This is a genomic window from Paenibacillus psychroresistens, assembly GCF_009728935.1.
GTDB lineage: Bacteria > Bacillota > Bacilli > Paenibacillales > NBRC-103111 > Paenibacillus_AC > Paenibacillus_AC psychroresistens.
Genome location: NZ_CP034235.1, coordinates 3270261 through 3290755, shown reverse-complemented (window position 1 = coordinate 3290755; position 20495 = coordinate 3270261). Strand labels below are relative to the sequence as shown.

General features: G+C 41.3%; 15 protein-coding genes. 3 read left to right on the top strand and 12 right to left on the bottom strand.

Annotation, left to right across the window (positions count from 1 at the left end):
• The first annotated feature begins 3 nt into the window (after nt 1–3).
• Nucleotides 4–1482 (top strand): alpha-N-arabinofuranosidase, encoded by a 1479-nt coding sequence (locus tag EHS13_RS14865; RefSeq protein ID WP_155701092.1) that lies wholly within the window; start codon nt 4–6, stop codon nt 1480–1482.
• 21 nt (nt 1483–1503) lie between these two features.
• The gene (locus tag EHS13_RS14860) at nt 1504–1803 is read left to right on the top strand and encodes a hypothetical protein (RefSeq protein WP_155701091.1); all 300 of its coding nucleotides are present in this window, start codon (nt 1504–1506) and stop codon (nt 1801–1803) included.
• A gap of 266 nt (nt 1804–2069) precedes the next feature.
• Here the strand turns inward: EHS13_RS14860 and EHS13_RS14855 are convergent, their stop codons facing one another.
• The 12 genes from EHS13_RS14855 to EHS13_RS14800 form a co-directional block, all read right to left on the bottom strand.
• Nucleotides 2070–3350, bottom strand: coding sequence for a glycoside hydrolase family 27 protein (locus EHS13_RS14855; protein WP_155701090.1), 1281 nt, complete (start codon nt 3348–3350; stop codon nt 2070–2072).
• 34 nt (nt 3351–3384) lie between these two features.
• A complete protein-coding gene (locus EHS13_RS14850; RefSeq protein WP_227014029.1) occupies nt 3385–5265 on the bottom strand; it encodes a glycosyl hydrolase family 95 catalytic domain-containing protein in 1881 nt (626 codons plus the stop codon).
• Between the two features lie 51 nt (nt 5266–5316).
• On the bottom strand, nt 5317–5613 hold the full coding sequence (locus EHS13_RS14845; RefSeq protein WP_155701088.1) for a glycoside hydrolase family 95 protein: 297 nt from the start codon (nt 5611–5613) through the stop codon (nt 5317–5319).
• A 100-nt stretch (nt 5614–5713) separates the two neighbouring features.
• Complete coding sequence (locus tag EHS13_RS14840) at nt 5714–6550, bottom strand: carbohydrate ABC transporter permease (RefSeq protein WP_227013941.1); 837 nt, start codon at nt 6548–6550, stop codon at nt 5714–5716.
• Nucleotides 6551–6562: 12 nt separating this feature from the next.
• A complete protein-coding gene (locus EHS13_RS14835) occupies nt 6563–7447 on the bottom strand; it encodes a carbohydrate ABC transporter permease (RefSeq protein ID WP_155701087.1) in 885 nt (294 codons plus the stop codon).
• A gap of 105 nt (nt 7448–7552) precedes the next feature.
• Complete coding sequence (locus EHS13_RS14830; protein ID WP_155701086.1) at nt 7553–8947, bottom strand: ABC transporter substrate-binding protein; 1395 nt, start codon at nt 8945–8947, stop codon at nt 7553–7555.
• Between the two features lie 118 nt (nt 8948–9065).
• Nucleotides 9066–10685, bottom strand: a complete 1620-nt coding sequence (locus EHS13_RS14825; protein WP_155701085.1) for a response regulator — start codon at nt 10683–10685, stop codon at nt 9066–9068.
• Nucleotides 10682–12466 carry a sensor histidine kinase gene (locus tag EHS13_RS14820; RefSeq protein ID WP_155701084.1) on the bottom strand — a complete coding sequence of 595 codons (1785 nt, stop codon included), beginning with the start codon at nt 12464–12466 and terminating at the stop codon, nt 10682–10684. The genes EHS13_RS14825 and EHS13_RS14820 overlap by 4 nt, the downstream gene beginning before the upstream one ends.
• 74 nt (nt 12467–12540) lie before the next feature.
• Entirely contained in the window at nt 12541–14592 is a 2052-nt protein-coding gene (locus EHS13_RS14815) for a methyl-accepting chemotaxis protein (protein WP_155701083.1), read from the bottom strand.
• A 197-nt stretch (nt 14593–14789) separates the two neighbouring features.
• A complete protein-coding gene (locus tag EHS13_RS14810) occupies nt 14790–16061 on the bottom strand; it encodes a hypothetical protein (protein ID WP_155701082.1) in 1272 nt (423 codons plus the stop codon).
• A gap of 99 nt (nt 16062–16160) precedes the next feature.
• A complete protein-coding gene (locus EHS13_RS14805; protein WP_162463120.1) occupies nt 16161–17108 on the bottom strand; it encodes a peptidylprolyl isomerase in 948 nt (315 codons plus the stop codon).
• A 149-nt stretch (nt 17109–17257) separates the two neighbouring features.
• Nucleotides 17258–17503 carry a response regulator gene (locus tag EHS13_RS14800; protein WP_155701080.1) on the bottom strand — a complete coding sequence of 82 codons (246 nt, stop codon included), beginning with the start codon at nt 17501–17503 and terminating at the stop codon, nt 17258–17260.
• A 323-nt stretch (nt 17504–17826) separates the two neighbouring features.
• On the opposite strand from EHS13_RS14800, the gene EHS13_RS14795 reads away from it, so the two are divergent.
• Nucleotides 17827–20151, top strand: coding sequence for a helix-turn-helix domain-containing protein (locus tag EHS13_RS14795; RefSeq protein WP_155701079.1), 2325 nt, complete (start codon nt 17827–17829; stop codon nt 20149–20151).
• The last annotated feature ends 344 nt before the right edge of the window (nt 20152–20495 follow it).

Here is a 20495-nt window from a genome sequence, read left to right as displayed (position 1 = left end):
TTAATGGTAAACATGATCATTCAAGCTGACGTTACTAGAGGTAAAATCAACAAAAATATATACGGGCATTTTTCCGAGCATTTGGGCAGATGTATTTATGAAGGTATCTGGGTAGGCGAAGATTCCCCTATTCCGAATACGGACGGTATGCGCAACGATGTTCTAGCCGCGCTGAAGGAGCTGCAAATTCCTGTATTGAGATGGCCTGGCGGATGCTTTGCTGATGAATATCATTGGATGGACGGCATTGGACCTAAGGAAAATCGCCCGAGGATGATTAACACGCATTGGGGTGGGGTGGTCGAGAACAATCATTTTGGAACTCACGAATTTTTCAGACTTTGCGAGCTGATTGGTACAGAACCTTACATTAATGGTAATCTTGGCAGTGGAACTGTGCACGAAATGCAGCAATGGGTAGAATATATGACCTTTGACGGTGAATCGCCAATGGCTAATTTACGCAGAGCGAATGGTCAGGATAAGCCTTGGAAGCTGACTTATTTTGGCGTGGGGAATGAGAATTGGGGCTGCGGCGGTAATATGCGTCCTGAATATTATGCAGATGAGTATCGTCGTTATGCTACTTATGTCAGAAATTTTGGCGATAATAAAATTCATAAAATTGCTTGCGGGGCAAGTGACAGTGACTATCACTGGACGGAAACTCTAATGAAGCAAGCTGCTAAATATATGGACTCTTTAACCTTGCATTATTATACTATACCTACTGGTTCATGGAGTGATAAAGGCTCAGCTACGGAGTTTGAAGCTCAGGAATGGTTTTCTACGCTTAAGAAAACATTGTTCATGGAAGAGCTGCTGCAGAAGCATTCTGCCATTATGGATGTCTATGATCCGGATAAAAGAGTTGGGCTTCTAGTCGATGAATGGGGCACTTGGTATAATGTAGAGCCTGGAACTAACCCAGGGTTTCTCTATCAGCAGAATACTTTAAGAGATGCGCTGGTCACAGGCATTAATCTTAATTTGTTCCATAATCACTGTGATCGTGTGCAAATGGCGAATATTGCTCAAGTGGTGAATGTGCTTCAGGCTGTAGTTCTCACAGAGGGTGAGCATATGATCCTGACCCCAACTTATCACGTTTTCAACATGTTCAAGGTTCATCAGGATGCTCAGCTGCTTGATGTAGATTTTACGAATATAGATTATACTTATGGAGACGAAAAAATTCCGCAGCTCAGTGTTTCTGCTTCTGTCGATGCCAATGGTAAAATACACCTGTCTCTCTGTAATTTAAATCATCAAGAGAGCACGGAGATTCAATGCCAGCTACCAGGAACGAATAAAACATCCGTAATCGGAACCATCCTGAGTGATACGGTACTTAGTGTGCACAATTCTTTCGATGAGCCTGAAGCGATTCAACCGCTAGCATTTAACGGAGTGTCCCTACTTGATGGCTTGCTCAGCTTAACTTTACCTCCTGCTTCTGTAATTGTGCTAACATTGAATTAGAATCTCGAGGTGATCTCAGCTATGAATGAAGATACAGGATCTGATCAAAATTGTAAGGGCTGCTCTGCAAATGTAAGAATCTCACCTGAAGAAATAGCAGCCCTCTTCAATCCAAATTTGCGAATAAAAGCCGTAAAGGTCGTAACGGAAGCGGAATATGCAGATCGCATCGATGCTTGTCTAGCATGTCCTGCGCTCCAGTACGGAACAACCTGTATGCATTGCGGTTGTTTGGTACATCTGAAAGCCAAGCTAAGAGTCTCTAAATGCCCCTTCCCTTATGCACCTAGATGGGAGAAGCTTGCTTCTCTTTCCGTTTAAACCTTTCTTTTTTTAGGCAGAATCAATAGGGCAATACCCCATTGTAACAATGGAGATATTGCCCTATTTCTGTAACAGTATTATTTATCGCTTCAGCAGCGAAAATAATTGTGCCTGCCTTTATAGCGCTACATTTTATCGTTACAGTCCGCCACCACTCTCAAGCATCCAGCATAATGTCGCTCTAAGCATATTTAATATCGCTACAGCATGATCTGACATGCTCATAGTCTGGGTTACGATAAAAACTATCGTTACAGATCATTCTAATAAAGCTTGACCAGTCTAGATCCGTGAGGTGGGATTTCTGGACCCCACTCATTCTGAATAGTGCCTACCTCTTCCCCGGACCATAAATCTTTTACTTTCAAAATGCCGCTTAATCCAAGCTGCTCCATGGTAATTCGCACGGTATCCATTTCCTCGCCGATATTGAATAAAGCCGCATAAGTTTCATTATTATTATTCTTGGCTGTCCAGACAATTCGATTGCCCTCGCTGTATACTAGTTTATTGCTATGACTATTCTGCTGAACTTCGAGAATCTCTTTATTGGTAAGCAGCGCCAGTGTCCAGACATCATTGTCGCGAAGCTCGCCCCCGAAGAAGAGTGGTGAGCGGAAAATCGACCACAATGTCATCATAGTCACCTGCTCATCCTTGGTGAAACGAGTCCAACGATCGCTGCCCCCACCATCTACAGAACGAATACCAAGATGCCCTAATGGCAGCATGTCGCAATCGGGCCAATGTCCCTCCCCAACATGGGGATACCATTTCTCACAACGTTCGAACATCCCGTGCAGCAACTGCCATAGATCCCAGTAATCGTCTGTCATCCGCCACATATTCGCATTCGCTTTCAAATGCTCCGCGTATTCAAGCGGTGCTGGGCCAGGGGAAAGGCTCAAGACGATATCTCTCCCGCAATTATCGATTGCCTTGCGGATAAGGGTAATTTCATCCAGGTGGATATGGTAAAGTCTTGATGCGGCTATATCATCGACTTTGATGAAATCCACGCCCCATTCCGCGTAAAGCTGGAATAAGGAGTCGTAGTACGCTTGCGCACCTTCTTTAGTCGGATCGACACCATACATATCCGTGTTCCAAGGGCAGATTGAGTTGGTATGTGCGATATCTCTTGCTGTGAAATTTGTTCCGAGAATAGGGGTATTCGCATGAACCGCTTGGCGTGGGATCCCTCGCATAATATGAATGCCAAACTTTAATCCCAGACTGTGCACATACGCTCCCAAATCTTTAAAGCCATTACCATCTGCGGATGAGGGGAAGCGGTTCACAGCAGGAATTAAACGCGAGTACGCATCCACTTCTAAGGAAACAAAAGGTCGATACGTGGAAGAATTCGCTCCAGGCTCGTACCATTGAATATCCACAATGATATATTCCCAACCCGAAGACTTTAAATACGCAGCCATATAGTCCGCATTTCCTCTTACCTCAGCTTCGGTCACACTAGCCCCGTAGCAATCCCAGCTATTCCAGCCTAAAGGCGGCTTACTAGCAAATTTATGATGTTTCATATTTGTTAGCTCCATTCTATTATTACTTATTTGGTCATATTCCGACTAAGCGCATTTCAATCTTGACAGTCTTCCCTGCTGTAAAGCTCAACGTATTACCCAAGATAGAACGCTCCTTTTCCTTGCCATTTACGATCAGATCCATAAGTCCATGCCGATATTTGATCAATATTTCTTGATCTACTAGTGATACGATTTCTGCTTCTATCCAACCTTCATTTAGATTCCAAGCTAACTTCTTCATTACAGCAAAAGTAAAACAGCGGACACCGCTCAGACTTCCTTTTGGCATCTCACGGGGTAATGCAGGTAAAAGCTCGATTAAGCCGGGCTGGGAATAAATCAGCATTTCGATAAAACAAGCAGGTAGAGCTCCAATTAAATCTGGAAAATAGACTCGATAAGGAAAATGGTTCGTCATCAGGCTTGTATTGATAAAGCCATGCTCCAGCAACTGTTTTAGATTTGCATATACATCAGTAGAATCCTTCAAGCGCGCAGCCGTCAAGGCTCGGTGTATGATACCATGGGCTGAGTCATCCTGCTGGCCACGCTTGCGGTTGGACAGGAGCACCGCTCTAGCCAGCTCCGGGGTATTCTCCCATGTAATTGCATTTCCAGGCCAGACATCATAATGATGCGATACATGCCGGTGGTTATAACGCTCTTCAAGTCCCGGCCACGCCCATTCCTTCAATGCCCCTTCTTCATCCAGCAAGTAAGGAGGCAGCTTATTCAATATGGCTTCATAGATCGGAATCTTTTCGTCCTCCGTACCGAGTATTCGCAAACCGTCTAACAGATTATCCAATACCTCCCGACATACCATAATATCCATGACCGCGTTGATAGAGATCATGCAGCCCGTATTCTCTGGCCAGCTTTCTGGTGAATAGGAAGGATAGAAGATATGATAGCCGTCTTCATCAAAATCCGTTAAGAAGTCTTCATAGAATAGGGCAATTTCCTTCAAGCCCGGAATAATGCGCTCCTCGAGAAATTTCTTATCTCCTGTGATCAGGTAATGACCCCAGAATTCGTTGTATAGCCAGCCGGCTGCGGATATCCAATAATGATGCGGCCAATTGAAATCATAATGATTCAGATAGCCATTCTCCGCATCCGGATGGACATCTGCTACAATCCCTCTCGTTCCGAATATATGGTTAGCGTTCTCGCGGAATTGCTCCAGCATGCCCTCAACCCAGGAAAAAAACACTTCCATGCTTTCTGAAAGATCAGCCAGATTACCAGAGCAAACTTGCAGGTTGACATTGATATTCGTATGCCCCACAACCGGAGGGATTTCACCAGAGTCGGTCAGAAGAAAATAACGCCCCATATCGAAAAGCTTCTCCACTAAAGCAGACGACAGGTCACTATCCGAATGCTGCTGGGCTAAAAGTTCCTCAACCGATAATAAGTAATCCTCCCCACTCGAGAGCTTCAATTCACAACGCTGCATAATAGGTGTATGAAAATCTGCATGCCTAGCCAGCAGCTTGTCATAATCCCCTTCCAGCTTCTTCAGACTTTCAACCATCTGGGAGTCACTGTCTTCCTCAAGATGTGCATACCGCTCAACCTTGGTTAACAATAAAACGGAATCCGCTGCAGAAACAACCAGTTCCTCTCCCTCAATCAAAGAACTACCGCCATTGACGATCACGCGAGTTGCAACCACATAGCCAATACTGCCAAATTCTGCGTCGTATTGTCCTTTCAGTACAAGCCGTTCAGGCAAATAATCTCGGGATATCTGTAAATTTTCAGGCAATTGGCCCATTTCCCAGCTATCCGTTTGCACCGCTTGATCAGTAACCAAGCGAAGCCTTAAATCCAGCGTACTAGCCTGGTGTGCGGTTATTAGCTGTACAGCGACCTGATCCGGTTTGGAAACAAACGCACGGCGAATATAATGCCCCCGCTCATCCTCCAGCGAACTCCAACTTCACCAGTCAGGAAATCAAGCAAGCCGACGCACTTCCGGTAGAATTTTGGCGATTTGGGGAGGTTTTGGACCTTTCCCTACCTTCCACCTTGGAATAATCAAACGTTCATGATTGAAAATAATACGTTCATTTAGTGGATCTCCGAATACTTGCAGGGTCAATGTTCCGTTAGCGCTTATCAAGGCGTCCTGGAACCTGTTCGCAGGTAGAATACTGCACATCCCACGTTTAGATACAACGCCTGCTCTGCTGTCTTGCTTCAAATAATCGAAGGTTGCTGGATGAGGTTTAAGCTTGAAATCTCGCTTCATGATTATTAGCTCCCTGTAATGAATGCAACAAACGCGCCACGATCAAGATGAGGGCACGTTTGTTGAAAACCATTTATTAATTTGCGTTACTTGCTACCTATTAACCTTTAACCGCCCCGCCAACAGTCAGCGCTTTCTCAACTGACTCACTAAGGAACAGGTAGAGAATAATCATTGGGATACTTGAAATAACCAACGCTGCACCTGTGGCACCCCAATCTGTAGCATATTGGCCCGTGAAAGAAAGCAAACCTGTAGGCAATGTCTTAAGTTCATTTTTAGTAATCATAATCAGTGCCAAAGGATATTCATTCCAGACATTGAGGAAAGCGAAGATTGTTACAGTCGCGATAGCAGGTGTAACTAGCGGAAGCATAATTTGGACGAACGTCCGATAAATACTGGCGCCATCCATAAATGCGGATTCTTCGATTTCCATGGGAATGGTCCGAAAGAAACCAAAGAAGATCAAGCTAGAAAAGGCTAAGTTAAAAGCGACATAAGGGATAATCAAGGCAAGATACGTATTAGAAATCCCAAAGTCCCGTATTAACACCGCGAGCGGAATCAGAATCACTTGCGTTGGAATGAATAAGCCAAGGATTAAGTAACCATAAGCAGTCCCCTTGAATCTCCACTCCATGCGAGCCGTTGCATAAGAGAACATCAAGGCGAAGAGCAGAATGAATATAAGCGAAGCACCTGAGACAACAATACTATTTCTGAAGTACTTCAAAATATCGAATTGCGTGACAGCTTCCACATAATTATGGAAGCGCAAATTCCACGGAAGCCCCATTGGATTTGTATAGAAAATTTCTTCGTTGTTCTTCAATGAGAAGAACACCATGTATATCAACGGATACAAGGATATTATAAAATAAATCCATAAGAACGATTGAAAGATCGCTGTCTTACCTAACTTTAACATTTTCATGTTGTTCCACCTTTAATAAGTGATTCGTTCGCGAGCCATGTACTTGTTGACAATATAGGTAATTAGCAGGCACTGCAAAACGAGAACGACAGCAACTGCGCAGCCATATCCGAATTCATCCAGCTTGAACGCTGATCTATACATCATATAAGTCATGGAATAGGTTGCCGTCCCCGGCCCTCCCTTGGTCATAATCTGCATATGTGCAAATGCATTTAAGCCGCCGTTGATACAAAAGATCAAGCATATTTTATAAGTTTCCGCCATCAGAGGAATCGTTATTTTCATATGGGTTTGAAAGGTCGACGCACCATCAATTTTTGCTGCCTCGTAGTAGGAATCAGGAATTGATTTGGCACCTGCATAAATTAATGCTAGCTGATAGCCCATGTACTGCCATGAGGCAACAAACGTGACTGCAACAATTGAAGAAACGCCTAAACTCGATAGCCAATCCTGTCTATATTGCAATCCTAAAGCTTCAAACATTCTATTGAAGAAACCGAACTCCGGATTGTACAAGAACAGCCACAATTGACAAACTACGGTTACCGATAAAACGACGGGTATAAAAAAACCTCTACGTAATGTATTCCTGCCAAATGTCTTGTTGTTCATCAAAGTTAAGGCGAGAAACGTGCCTAGTCCTAATTGAAAGACAGTTAAGATAATCGCGAAAATAAACCCGTTTCTTAGAGAAACATAGAATAATTCGTCTTTGAATAAACGGATAAAGTTATCAAATCCGATAAACGTTCCGGGTAGAAGACCATCCCAATCATAAAAGCTCATAAACAACGTTCTCACAAGTGGGTATGTGATGACGATAGAGAACGTGAGCAGAGCTGGCAGAATGAATACGCTTGTCGCGACCGGATTAGATCTTAAACTCTTCATAAAGCATCACACCTCAAGTTTCAGTCTTATTTCTTAGATAAAGCGCGCTCCGAACCAATCGGAGCGCGCTTCGATTAAGATGAATTGATTTACATGCTGATTAGACTATTTCGAGCTTTCTTGTAATGCATCTACTGCTTTAATGAAATCTGCTGCACTTTGACCCGCTACTAGCTTTTGAAGCAATTCGCCGAAACCAGTAGCAAATTTTTTGTTAGGAAGTGAGTGCGCTACTGTGCTTAAAACTTTGTATTGCGGGTGGTTTTCTTTTAATTTCTTAGTCATTTCTTGCATTGGCAATTCTGAAGTCAAACCATCCAAGCTGAACGTTGAATCAATACGTCCTGCTTTCACATATCCTGATTGAGCAAGCTTCTCAGCAAATGCGATAGCTACTTTTTGAGCAAATTCAGGATCTTTTACTTTAGATGATACTGCAACGCCACCTAATTCAGCACCGCCTGGTTTGTATTCTTTGTTCGTGTCTTCTTTACCTGCATCCGTAGTTGGATACACATCCAAAAAGTCGACATCAGCCATGTTCATACCGTCTTTAACCATATCCGCGATATCCCACTCACCGTTAACTAGCATTGCTGCTTTACCAGTATGGAATATAGATCGTGCTGTGTCATAATCGGCTGAAGTCGCGCCTTTTTGGAAAACACCTGCTTTGATGATTTCAGCCATTTTGTTGATAGCATCTGCCATCGCAGGATCAGAAGCTTTAATATCGCCATCATTAAGAGCCATCATACCTTTTGGATTCGCACGCATTGCGAACATATCGAAGAACGCGCCAATCGGCCATGCTTCTTTAGCAAAAATTGGAATCGTTACAATACCTTTAGCATTAAATGCTTTAACAGCTGCTAAGAATTCCGGATAGTTCGTCGGAACTTTTACACCATTGTCTGCAAATACTTTTTTGTTGTAATAAAGTGGATTAATACCTGCGCCAGCACCTTGAATCGCCCAAATTTTACCATCTTTATATTTTAATTGAGTATCAATTGCATTTTGTTGCATTCTAGATTGAGCACCAGATGCATTCCATGCAGCAGTCAAATCCAAGATAGAACCTGTTTGGATCGCAGCGTCAAGATGTGATGGTGAAATCAAGAATATATCAGGCAAGTCGCCAGTAGCAATACGAGCCTTTAAAGATTCTCCATTATCATTTAATTGAGGACTAACATCAAAAGAAACATTTGGAAATTGCTTTTTCACTTCTGCAATTGCCCAGTCGGCTGGATCTTTTTCATCATCTGTCGAATAGTGAATATTCAGGGTATACTTGACTGGATCTGCTTTCGGTGCATCGGTTGGTGCAACTGTTGCATTATCTGCTGGCGCTGCTGTTGTTGCTGTTGTAGTTGCTGCTGTTGTTGCAGAATCTGAAGCCGTTGGTTCATCTTTTCCGTTTCCGCAAGCTGCTACTACAAATACGAGTATAACGGAGAGTAAGAGTAAAACCGATCTTCTAAAAGACTTGGACATTGAGTAATTTCCCCCTCTGATTATGTTAGCTTAAGTATTAGTTCCTCCTAAGCTACTTCTTATTCTATTAAAATAAGGTCTATACAGGAATGGAACAAAATCAGTGAAAGTTGTAATATTATCTGTTTTTTATGGTATGGATATATTTGCTGGGAGCTTGTCCAAAAAACTTTTTGAAGCATTTGCTGAAATAACCTTGATCCGAATAGCCTACTTTAAGAGAAACTTCAAGAATATAATGATTGCCTTTATCCATAAGCTCTTTAGCTTTGTTAATTCTAAACTCAGTTAGGAAATCATTAATTGTCTTCCCCGTTTCCTTCTTAAATAAATAGCTGAGATGCCCATAGTTGATGAATAAGCTTTGGGAGATTTCCGTGATCATCAAATTCTCATTTCCATAGTTCTCTTCAATGTATTTTTTGACTGATTGGACAATTTTCTGCGACTTATTGCTTCTATTGACAGCAACTGTATGCATGGTTGAATCAAACAGCTCTTTGATCCATTTTTCCATCTCATCCAACGACTTCTGAGCCTGTAAATCTTCAATTAAATTCATTTTCTCACGGAAGAACTGCGGATAATTTTGACCCGTTTCTGTAAGCAGCTCAAAGCAAGTCGATGCCATCTCTATACAAATAACAAAAAGCATATTTAAACTAATGCTGCTCATTCGGAACTCTTTAAAAATCAGAGCTATCCGAACATCTAACTCTTCTGCGTTGCCTAACCGCATATTCATTAACATCTCGGCTCTGCGCTCCATGGGATAAAAGTTGCTCATAATCTGCATTTCTTTCACACTGGAAAAAGCGATCACATTATTATCACCAAGCGTAAGTTTATTCCTTACCGCAAAAAACGACTCTTTATAGGATACCGAAACGTTCTTAATACTTGCATACATATGGCCTAAGCCAATCGTCACCGTGAGCTTAAGATGCTTATGGACGATTTGCTTAATTTGCTCACAAACATAGATGAGATTAGCTAAGTCATTGACATAAAAAACTTCTTCAATACCCAGCAGCATACAGACATGCTCGTTAATATCCTGCTGAAACACAAAGATCCTGTTCTGAGTAAGGATTTCTTTTGCAATATTGGCGACTGCAAATCTCCATAGCTGCTTATCTTCCTCGCTCCATTTGTCCTGTACATCCAATTCCAGGATCATCGCCCCATAATAAGAGGAAACCAGATCGATCTTATAATACTGCAGCTTTTGGAGAATTTCGTCATCCATCAGGATCGTATTCCCTTTAATTAATTCATATACAAACCTATCCTTGAGAATAGTCATGCTCTCTTTAATCTGAGCTTTTAAACCATCGACCTCGAGCTTGAAGCTGGACTCCTTCTCAATCGATTCCTTAATAGACAATAAAGTTAGCTTCAATTCTTCTACATTCACAGGCTTGAGTAAATAATATTGGACACCTAACTGCATAGCTTGCTGAGCAAAGGAAAACTCGCTATATCCTGTGAGGAATACTATCGTCGTCATGAGTCCTCTACTTCTAATAGCCTCCGCTAATTCCAATCCATCCATCATAGGCATATTGATATCAAGAAAAACAATATCCGGCTTAAGCTCGATGATTAGTTGAAGGGCCTCTTCGCCATTTTTCGCCTCTCCACAGATCTCAAAGCCAAGCTCATCAAAGGGCAATAAAACTTTAAAGCCCTTTCTAAAATAGAATTCATCATCGACGATCAGAATTTTCAGCATCATTCATCCACCTTCATTTCCTTGATTTCCAGAAAGATTGTAATTTTCGTGAAATCTCCTTGAACACTTTCAATTTTCAACCCAGAATTATCACCATAGAATAATTTAATGCGGTCACTGACGCTGCTCACGCCAAAATTAATCTTATCATTCGATTCACTCGACTGCTCCAATATTTCATTAATTTTCGAAGCTGACATACCGACCCCATTATCATGAACCTCAATAATAATAAAATTATTGGACCTGTAGCCCCTTATAGCCAAAGACCCTTTGCTATTTTTAATTTTGAGACCATGATAAATCGCATTCTCTACAAGTGGCTGCAAGGTAAGCTTAGGGATATCATACTCCAGAATCTCCTCATCGATATCGATTGTATAGTCCATATAATCGACATAGCGGAATGCTTGGATCGAGAGATAGCTTTCAATTAAGCGGATTTCCTCCTTTATTCGGATAATATTATTTCCTTTACTTAAGGATATCCTATAGAAGCTTACAAGTGCTTCTGTTGTTTTTAACGCATTCTCCTTCATATCCAATCTAATAAACATATTGATGGTTTCGATCGTATTGTAGAGAAAATGCGGTTGGATTTGGGATTGAATCAAATTAAATTCATATTCTCTTTTTTTCTTCTGCTCTGATTTAATGGTTCGCAGCAATTCTCTAACCTTCTCGATCATTGCATCAAAAACGGAGGCAAGAATACCAACCTCGTCACTCGCTTCCGATTTGAAGGTAACGTCCAAATTACCACGTTTGACCTCTTTAGCTAATCTAGTCAGCTTAATGATCGGATTAGCAATAAGCTTGGATAAGAAGAATACGCTTAGAAAAGCTATCCCGATACAAATAACGCCAACACCTACTATAACCAATGTGTTTACATACGTATCATGTGTCAGTTCACTGACTTGAATTTGGTTAATCAGCTTCCAGTCAAAGCCCTCGATGGTATTTTGGGTAAGTAAATTCAATTCCCCCTTAATTTCAACCTCTTTATGAACGGTATCACCATCATGCATCCATTGAATTAATTCATTGTCACCTGCGGGCTTCAAAACGTCCTCATTATGACTAGAAGAAACGACTATACCCTGCTGATCGACTATGAAATACCCTTTACTGCTCGAAGATATCGCAGGGAAAATAGACGAAATGGTATCCTCATTAATATTAACAATAAGAAACCCCAGAGTTTGTCCCGTTTCTGTTGATACCACTCGTTTGCCTAACGTAATAATAGGCCTATTGCTATCGTTTACTAAATAATCACGTTTTTGCATAGCGAACCATACATTTGATGTCGTTTTATTCTTCTGAAGCGTCTTCATGATATCCTTGTTAAAAAGACCAATGAAATCACCGCTGCTAGCAGCTGGACTGATAACTCGTGAATTGATATCAATAAAAGCAGCATAATCAATTTCTTGAAATAGCTGGGTATGGTAAGCAATTGCATTATGAATTTGATTGCTTGATTTGACTAGTTCAACAGGATCATTGCTTGTTATATTATTCTCTTCATAAATATTATTAATTTCAATCGTCAAGATGTTAATGTAAATGTTCGCGTTGGACAAAATGCCTGCAATTCTTGTCGTAATTAGTTTGGATTCATCGTGGATATTTTTCTGGGTTTTGCCAAAGATGGAACTCGTTAGAATATGGTTGCTTGTATAAATCACAATAAAAAGCGGTAATAGAATTAGCGGAATATAGATAATAAAAATCTTGTTCCTAATTCTCATATTCTGAAGTTTCCCTAATAATTTCATCGGTTAACCCCCTTGAGACTTTTGCTCTATTATAGCTCACTTACGATATGGTTACACGGGATTTTGGCTTTAAACTAGTTGATCTCAATCTTGAATTTAGCTATAGCTTGTCCTAAATTGTCAGCTAATTGCTGCAAATCTGTCGCCAATTCTGTCAAGGTTTCGGATTCCGCGATCTGCTCTTGAATGGATGCGGCTACTTCTTCTGTTGTAGCAGCCGTTTCTTCAGCAACAGCTGCTATATTCTCGATGGTCCCAGTTGCTGCTTCACGTGAAGTAACCATTCTTTCAATCGAATCACTCATTCCCTCAATACCATCGGAAACTACACTCATGGTATTCAAGATTGTCTTGAATGAATCCTCCGTTTCCCTTACCGCATCCATCTGCTCTGTAAGGATCGAGCTTGCGCTATTCGCATCCTTCACCGTTGATTCCATCTTGCTTTTAATGCGAGTAATGATTGCGTTGATTAATTTAGATGATTCTGTAGACTGAGTTGCCAGCTTCTTGACCTCATTGGCAACAACAGCAAAACCTCTTCCAGCTTGTCCAGCCCTTGCCGCTTCAATGGAAGCATTTAAGGAAAGAATCGTCGTCTGGCTCGAAAGTCCAGATAGCATTTCAGTAATCTTCTGAATCTCGTTGATATCCTTACTTAAATTATTAATATCGCTAATGATTTTCACAGATACGGAATTGGTTTGAACAGCTTTATCTTTTAACGACTTCACGGAAACAAGTGCATTCTCACTGACTTGCTTAGTACTAGAGACGATCTTAATTACATCTTCGTTGCCTTCTTCCACTCGGTTAATATGTTCTGAAAGAGTGAATAAGGCATTAACTCCTTCAGCGATATCTTCAGCCTGTTGAGAAGACCCCACAGCAATTTGCTCAATAGTCGCTCCTACTTGAACAGATGTAGAATGCGATCGTTTTGCCGAGATTGTAATTTCTTCTGCACTCTTTAAGACATTAGTAGTGGAGGAGTTCACTTGCATAATCAGCAAGCTAATATTACGCACCATGTCATTGAAATTAGAGATTACAGCAGAAATTTCATCTTTGCCGATGTCTTTAATCGAATAAGCTAGGTTTCCTCCCTTTGCTTCACTCATCATATTAACGAGTCGATTTAATGGTAAGGCAATGCCATTGGTAATCACGTAAGCAAGCAGCAATGCGCTAATAAAACAAAGGATAGCTACAATCACAATGATATTTCGAAGACTATTAGATTCCGAGTTTAGATACGAATAAGGAATAGCAGCGACAAGCTTATAATCGGTACCCTCAATTATTGTAGAGGCAACAAGCTGCTCCACACCATCAACGGAAGCCGAGAAAATTGGCTCCGAGCCGCCAAGATCTTTAATCAGCTCAGGCTCTTTATAAACCTCGCCTAATTTAAATTGCCCATCTTTACTTGCTATTATCTTCCCTTGTAAGTCAAGAATAACAATCGTTGAACCATCACCGAAATTAACATCCTTAATATAGTCCGTAAATAGCGATGGTTTAATGAACATCTCAACTCGGCCCAAATATTCACCGGTTGTCGTGGAGTTGACATTCCTAGCTGCAACCAATTGATTTGAGCCATCAGCAACTTTAAGCAACCGGACGGCAAGCTGGTTCGGATGGGACTTCATCTGTGTGGCTAGAAGCTCATTACTTTCCTTCGTGATGACTTCGTTCTGCAATTGCACACTGCCAATTGGCTTCTCTTTACCCGTTTCTATGATTATATTAGTTATATAGGGACTCGTTGATATTTTGCTTTTAAACAATTCATCGAATTTACGGGTCATCTCTAAATGACTAAGTTCATCTAAGCTATCCAAGCTTGGAATCCCCTCTTGTACAAACTGCGAGATTTGAATTTCCTTAGCTGAGGTATCCATTTTCTGCAGCTGGGCATTGAGATTTCGACTCATTTGTTTGACTAACTCCATGGAATACGATGTAATTTTGGATTCCATGGCACTACTCGATTTCTGATAAGCAATATAACCAATAATAGACAACGGAATCAAGGATATGACGATAAAAGCAACAATTAATCGGGTACGAATTTTAACTCTGCGAGGTAATTGACTAAAAACTTCGATGAATGCAAACATGTTGAACACTCCCCCAGATTAATTAGCTAAGTACAATTAGATACTCCTATTGATCATAGTCGAATTTTGTTATTAACGAATATGGAGTATTGTATGTAGATGTGGTAATAAAAAATGATTTTAATGGTTATTTGCTTATATGTACGAAAAGACCTGCCCGATAATCGGACAGGCCTCACCTCTATAAGATTATTTAATTAGCTAGGCAGAACTACAATTTGGTAAGCCGACGAAGCGTTAAGGCTATTCACCGTGATCGTAATCGCTCCCCCACTTACCGTATACAACGCATTGGATAATTGATAGGTTCCTGCTGAGGTTCCCCCATTTGAATTGTTTACACCCCATACTTGAATTCTCGTTTTACCACTTGTCTGCATGATTGTTGGAATATTAGTCAATTTGATATCAAGACTACCGCTGCCTCCGCCGAAGATAGTGGCCGATAGCTTTCTGCTGCTATCATAGAAACCAGTTCCTTGCATGGCGCCATTCTGGCTTGGTGGTGTGACTTGAATCGTGTTTCCTGTAAAACCACCATACCATTGATACATATACCAGGAACCGGCTTTCTGGTAGCTGGCCGTCAATAGCTCATCCAATCTTCCTTCTGGGAACCAGAATGACATACCGCCATGTACCTTGGTACTTTCAAAGCGGGCCATATACTGAATCATTTTTCCGGGAACGCCTAGTTCTGCCACTTTACCATACTCATTAATGGATATAGGACGATCTGAAATGCCAAGATCATTTTCGATATCCCTATAATCGTTGTAGCTATTGTAATAGGTGCTGGTCGTATCATCTAGCTCATGCCAAGATGTGTAGTCAGGCAGTACGTTGTTCGCTTTCGCAAATGTGTAGAAATCTCGGTATGCCGCACTGTTGTAGTGTTCAAAATTCGGACCGACGATTTTTGCAGTAGAGTCAATGGAGCGAATTTTCTGGTAAACCGTTTTCCAATCATTTTTAAAATTAGTCAGCTTGGTTCCAGATGTGCCATACCAGATCCAATCCGGTTCGTTAAAAGGTACATAGAGAAACTTACTGCGATTTGCATTATTCTTGACTTGATTGGCAATTGTCGTAACTTTACTTAAATAGTCTGTAAAATTAACCGGATAAGGCCATTGCGCATAAATATCCTGCATGTAGATTTGAATGAATTTTCCACCTGTTCTGAACCATTGATTAGCCACATTAAAGGCATCGCCCCCTGCATGCTGTAGACCGCCAGGCGCCATTTGCCCTGTCATGTCAAGGCTGTTCAAGCCAGTCAATGTTGAGTCAGGCAGCGTAGTGCTGTCCTTCAGACCATAGAGAAAGCCTGTTGCTCCATGAAGTGGCGCACCTGTGCTCGCCCCCATATTGACAGTCATTACTGGATTTGCCGCAGAGCCTATTGCAGGGAACAACAGTATTAAGGCTGTGACAAGTGAAAGTACTTTTGATGATTTTTTCTTCATTTGATTACCTCCGTTTATAATAGTATCGTGCCGCCATCCACTATCACTTTCAGTGAGAACCTCTCACGCTCTCAAGTATCGCCTCCTCTCGAATATTTTTTATTGTGGATTCATTTGAATAATTAAGCCAGAAAGCTCTTTGGCAATGAAGTCTGTATAAGCAGCCTGTACTCTCTCGTTCATTAAAGCCTCCATCGATTCTTCGTACGTTTGGGTAGATCGCTTATCGACTCGTATGATGTAATAGCCGCTTTCAGCAGGCAGCGGTTGACTGATTTGACGAAGCGGTAAATCAAGAATGGCTTGTTTAATATCCGAGTCTAGTCCATAAATCGGGGTGTTGAGATATTGACCTCCGTTTGTTTGAAGACTGGGATCATCCGAATATTGCTGAGTGAGCATGGAAAAGTCCTCATCTGCCTTCAACTTAGCAATCACTTCTTTAGCCCGCTTCAGCGCCTCCTCACTTGTTCTCGGCTTAAGTCCATCCGGTTTAAACGAAATCTGGATTTGGCTGACATCGAACATGTCGTAATTATGCAACGAAGCATTCAGCTTATAATCATTTTCCAGTGCTTTCTGATCCAGGGTACTTTTTAAATACAAGCTTCCGTAGATTTGTCCCTCGATATATCCCGTCAGAACGGCCTCACTAAGATGCAGCTTGCTCAACCTTTGCTGCAAGCTTTCGCCGTTAAAGCTAAAGCTTATCTCGTATTGTTTTTTAAAAGTGTCCCATTGTGCTTTTGCTACGGTAGTTTGGCTTTGTTGGGTGATTGATCTGCCTCGTTCCTCCATAACTTTGTAGGCGATGTGCTCCATGAGCAGCTTTTTCATATATTCAGATTCGGTTAATTGTTGGCTAACCCCAGGGGTAAAGAACTGCATAATATTCTGATACTCCACATGCTCCTGCTCACCAATTGTCCCTCCCTTATATTCAGCGATTATGTGGGGATCCTTAGTTCCATTACCTGCAAGAAACGAAACTAGCCATATCACCACTACACATAAACTGAAGGCTACTATCGAGACCTTAAGCTTCATTGCGCTCACTCCTTTCACATGTGAATCCGCTTTCATGTTGGTATTATACACTTAGAATTTTCCACTTTGATATGTAAAATAAGAGGATTCATTTGCATTTTCTCAGCAATTTTGCGATAAAGCACTTATTGATAGCTAAAAAACACACCCTATACCGATTTATTGGCGTAGGATGTGTGATATTGAATACAATCCAGCAGCTGCAGTCCATTCATTTCCGGCATTTTAATATCCGACAGCACAATATCGAATTTAAATTGGTCCAGCCAAGCAAGCGCTTGGTTAGCAGAGTATGCTTTATAGACTTCAACCTCTTCTCGCATCATATCCATAAACGATTCCACCAGCATGTCCACTACGATCGGCTCATCGTCCACTATCAAAAGCTTGTACATATTCTAGGCTCCTTTCATTTCAATACGAATAATTACCTTTAAGCCGCCAGCTCTTTACCACTATTCAAATTATGTCTCGTGCTAACAAGCTCAAGTTCCTGCTTCGCTTTAAACCTCATATTTTTTACATTAAAATCCAGTATGCTCCTATTATAAAATCAAGATTTTTTTAACAATAGGTAATTTCTAAGTTTTTATTGGTATTTCTAAGCAATTTTTAGTAATTTTCAAGCCTTTTTGGAGAATATTTGGTACATCACCTTTTTAATAACGGAAAATCGGCTATAATTAACTGCAAACTCTATTTGTCTAAGGGGGAGCCTATGCATAGAAAATGGGCGAGCTTCTCGCCAGTTTATCAAAGATTCCTAATTTCCTATTTAATTGTTTTGATCATTCCGCTCATCGCTGGTTACGCAGCATATCGGTCATCTATTGACGTTGCGGAATCCAGCTCCATCGAGAACAGTATAATGAACCTGAATCTCAGCAAGCAAATATTGGAACAGAGGCTCATGGAGGTGCGAGGATTCACCAAACAGCTAGCTATCAACGAGGAGTTAAATCAACTGATCGTAGATCCAAAGCCATTCGACCCCAATAACGTTTATGGTGTAAGACGCATGCAGCGTAATCTGGCCAACTATAGCAATACGAACGATTATCTATCCAATTTCTTTATCTATATAAAGAATTACAACTTAATTATCACGCCGAGCTCCGTTTTTGTTCGTCCTGAACACTTTTATGAGCTGAACCAATTCGCCGACATGTCATTTTCTAACTGGAAAACTAACTTGTTAAATAAAACCCATTTCAATGAAATTATTCCGCTGCGTACTTATACACGGAATGATGGCAATACCGCACCTCGCAAATCCTCGTCCATTACATTCTTGCAATCACTTCCTATAAACAGCTTCAGCAATCCACAGGCAATGGTTTCCGTTGTGATCAATGAGGCAAAAATTGGGGAAACACTCAACAAAATTGTCCAGCAATACGGCGGTTGGGCAAGGATTACCGATAATAATGGAGAAACGATTTACTCCAATGGATTTGAAGAAACAGGATTAAACCCAACCTCTGAGATTCCCACTGGTTTAGCTGGAGATACCAGCCGTTTTGTTAATGGCAAGCTGTTGATTTCTATACGCTCTGATCTCAATGGATGGCTTTATACAGCGGGATTACCTAAAGAGGCATTTATGGATAAGGCGAGAATGATCAAGCGGGTGACAAGCACTCTTCTGATTACAGCCTCCATACTAGGTTTATTAATCGGGCTGCTTCTGGCATATAGGAGTAGTAAGCCAATCCATCGGCTGCTGACTGTATTTCGCGAGCAGGACTACCCTAACTCTAGTAACTCTAGTAACTCTAATAATGAATATGATTTTCTTGCGGGCAACATCACGAATTTGATCGTCAACAATAAATTGCTAGAGAAAGAGCTGAATGATCAGCTGCCGCTGCTGCGTGACGCCTTTATAAAGCGGCTTCTAGTTGGTGAATTCTATTCATTACGTGAAATCGAAGCGGTCTCTTCGCAAATCGACATCGTTGTCCGAGGAGATCAAGGCTACGTAGCACTTCTGAAAATCAACGGATACGGTGGCATGGATAGCGAAGATATTCTTCAAGAGCTAAGTGTGGCGCGTTTAATAATAAAGCAGGCACTTCTGGAAATGGATTCTGATCTACTCGTCACTGATCTGGGTTCCGATAAGATTGCTGTCGTGTTTCCCCAGGTTAATGAAGCTTCTATTGATATAATCCATTCAAGTGAAGCGGGTCTACTTAAACTGCTGAATTCGATCTATACGCAATATCTTCTATCCATCAGCATTGGCATGGGTTCGAAGTACAGCGTGTTGTACGACATGAGCCGCTCTTTCAATGAGGCACAGAATGCTCTGGAATATGGGCTATATATTGGTGCAGATGGCATTACTCATTATCAGGATACTATTCATGAAACAGCTATGTATTACTATCCCATTGAATACGAACAGCGACTGTTAAATACGCTTAAAGCCGGGGAATATGAGGAAGGGCGGCGTATTATGGCGCTGCTGTTCTCACGAAATTTTGAAGAGCGAGACCTGAGCTATGAGATGACCCAGCAGTTCATCATCGAGTTGAAAGGGACATTGCTGAAATCAATCGAGCAGAGAATATTTCATAATGAAGCTTTGGCTGAAAAAATTAAAAACCACGTCGTGCATGTCCATCCAATGGAAGGTGTCGCACAACACAGGCTTATATTCGAAACGTTTATCCGGGAAATTTGCGATGATATCGTCAAGAAAGAGTCCGATATTCGTAACGAGACTGTATACGCCGTTTTCCGGCACATCAAAGAACATTATCCGGATCCAGAGCTGACACTGTATCGAATCGCTGAGATGGTTGGCAAACCAGAAAAATATATCTCGCAATTGTTTAAGGAGCAAACTGGTGAGCATCTGTCCGAATATCTGGAGCTTGTCCGAATTAAAAAAGCGGCAGAATTATTGCTTGAAAACCAATTAACGATTGATGAGATTTCATTAAATGTCGGTTATAACAGTGCACACTCATTTAGGAGAGCCTTCAAACGAATCAAAGGTATTTCCCCAAGCTCCTTTCGGCAAACATTAGATTGATAGGGCAGCCCATCTTATGATGGGCTTTTAACTTGTTAATAAGCTTAAAACGTTGCTGCATAAACGTTTTTGAACGTTATGCTTAAAGTGTACGGTGGATTTTTGAAGTGTACCTTTACGGTAATTATTTCAAAGGCATAAGATAAAACCACGAAGAAAACGTTTCCATTTCGTATTTCACACTAGCCGGGTTAGGGGGAGTTACTCTGAGTAATGCCATTTCAAATGTTAAAACAGCTACAACTAACAGAAAGATAGCTGCCTTACGGGCAGCAGCAATTAGAAGTTTAAAAAGACACTGGCAATTATACTTGCTAGTTCTCCCACCGATTGCTTATTTCATT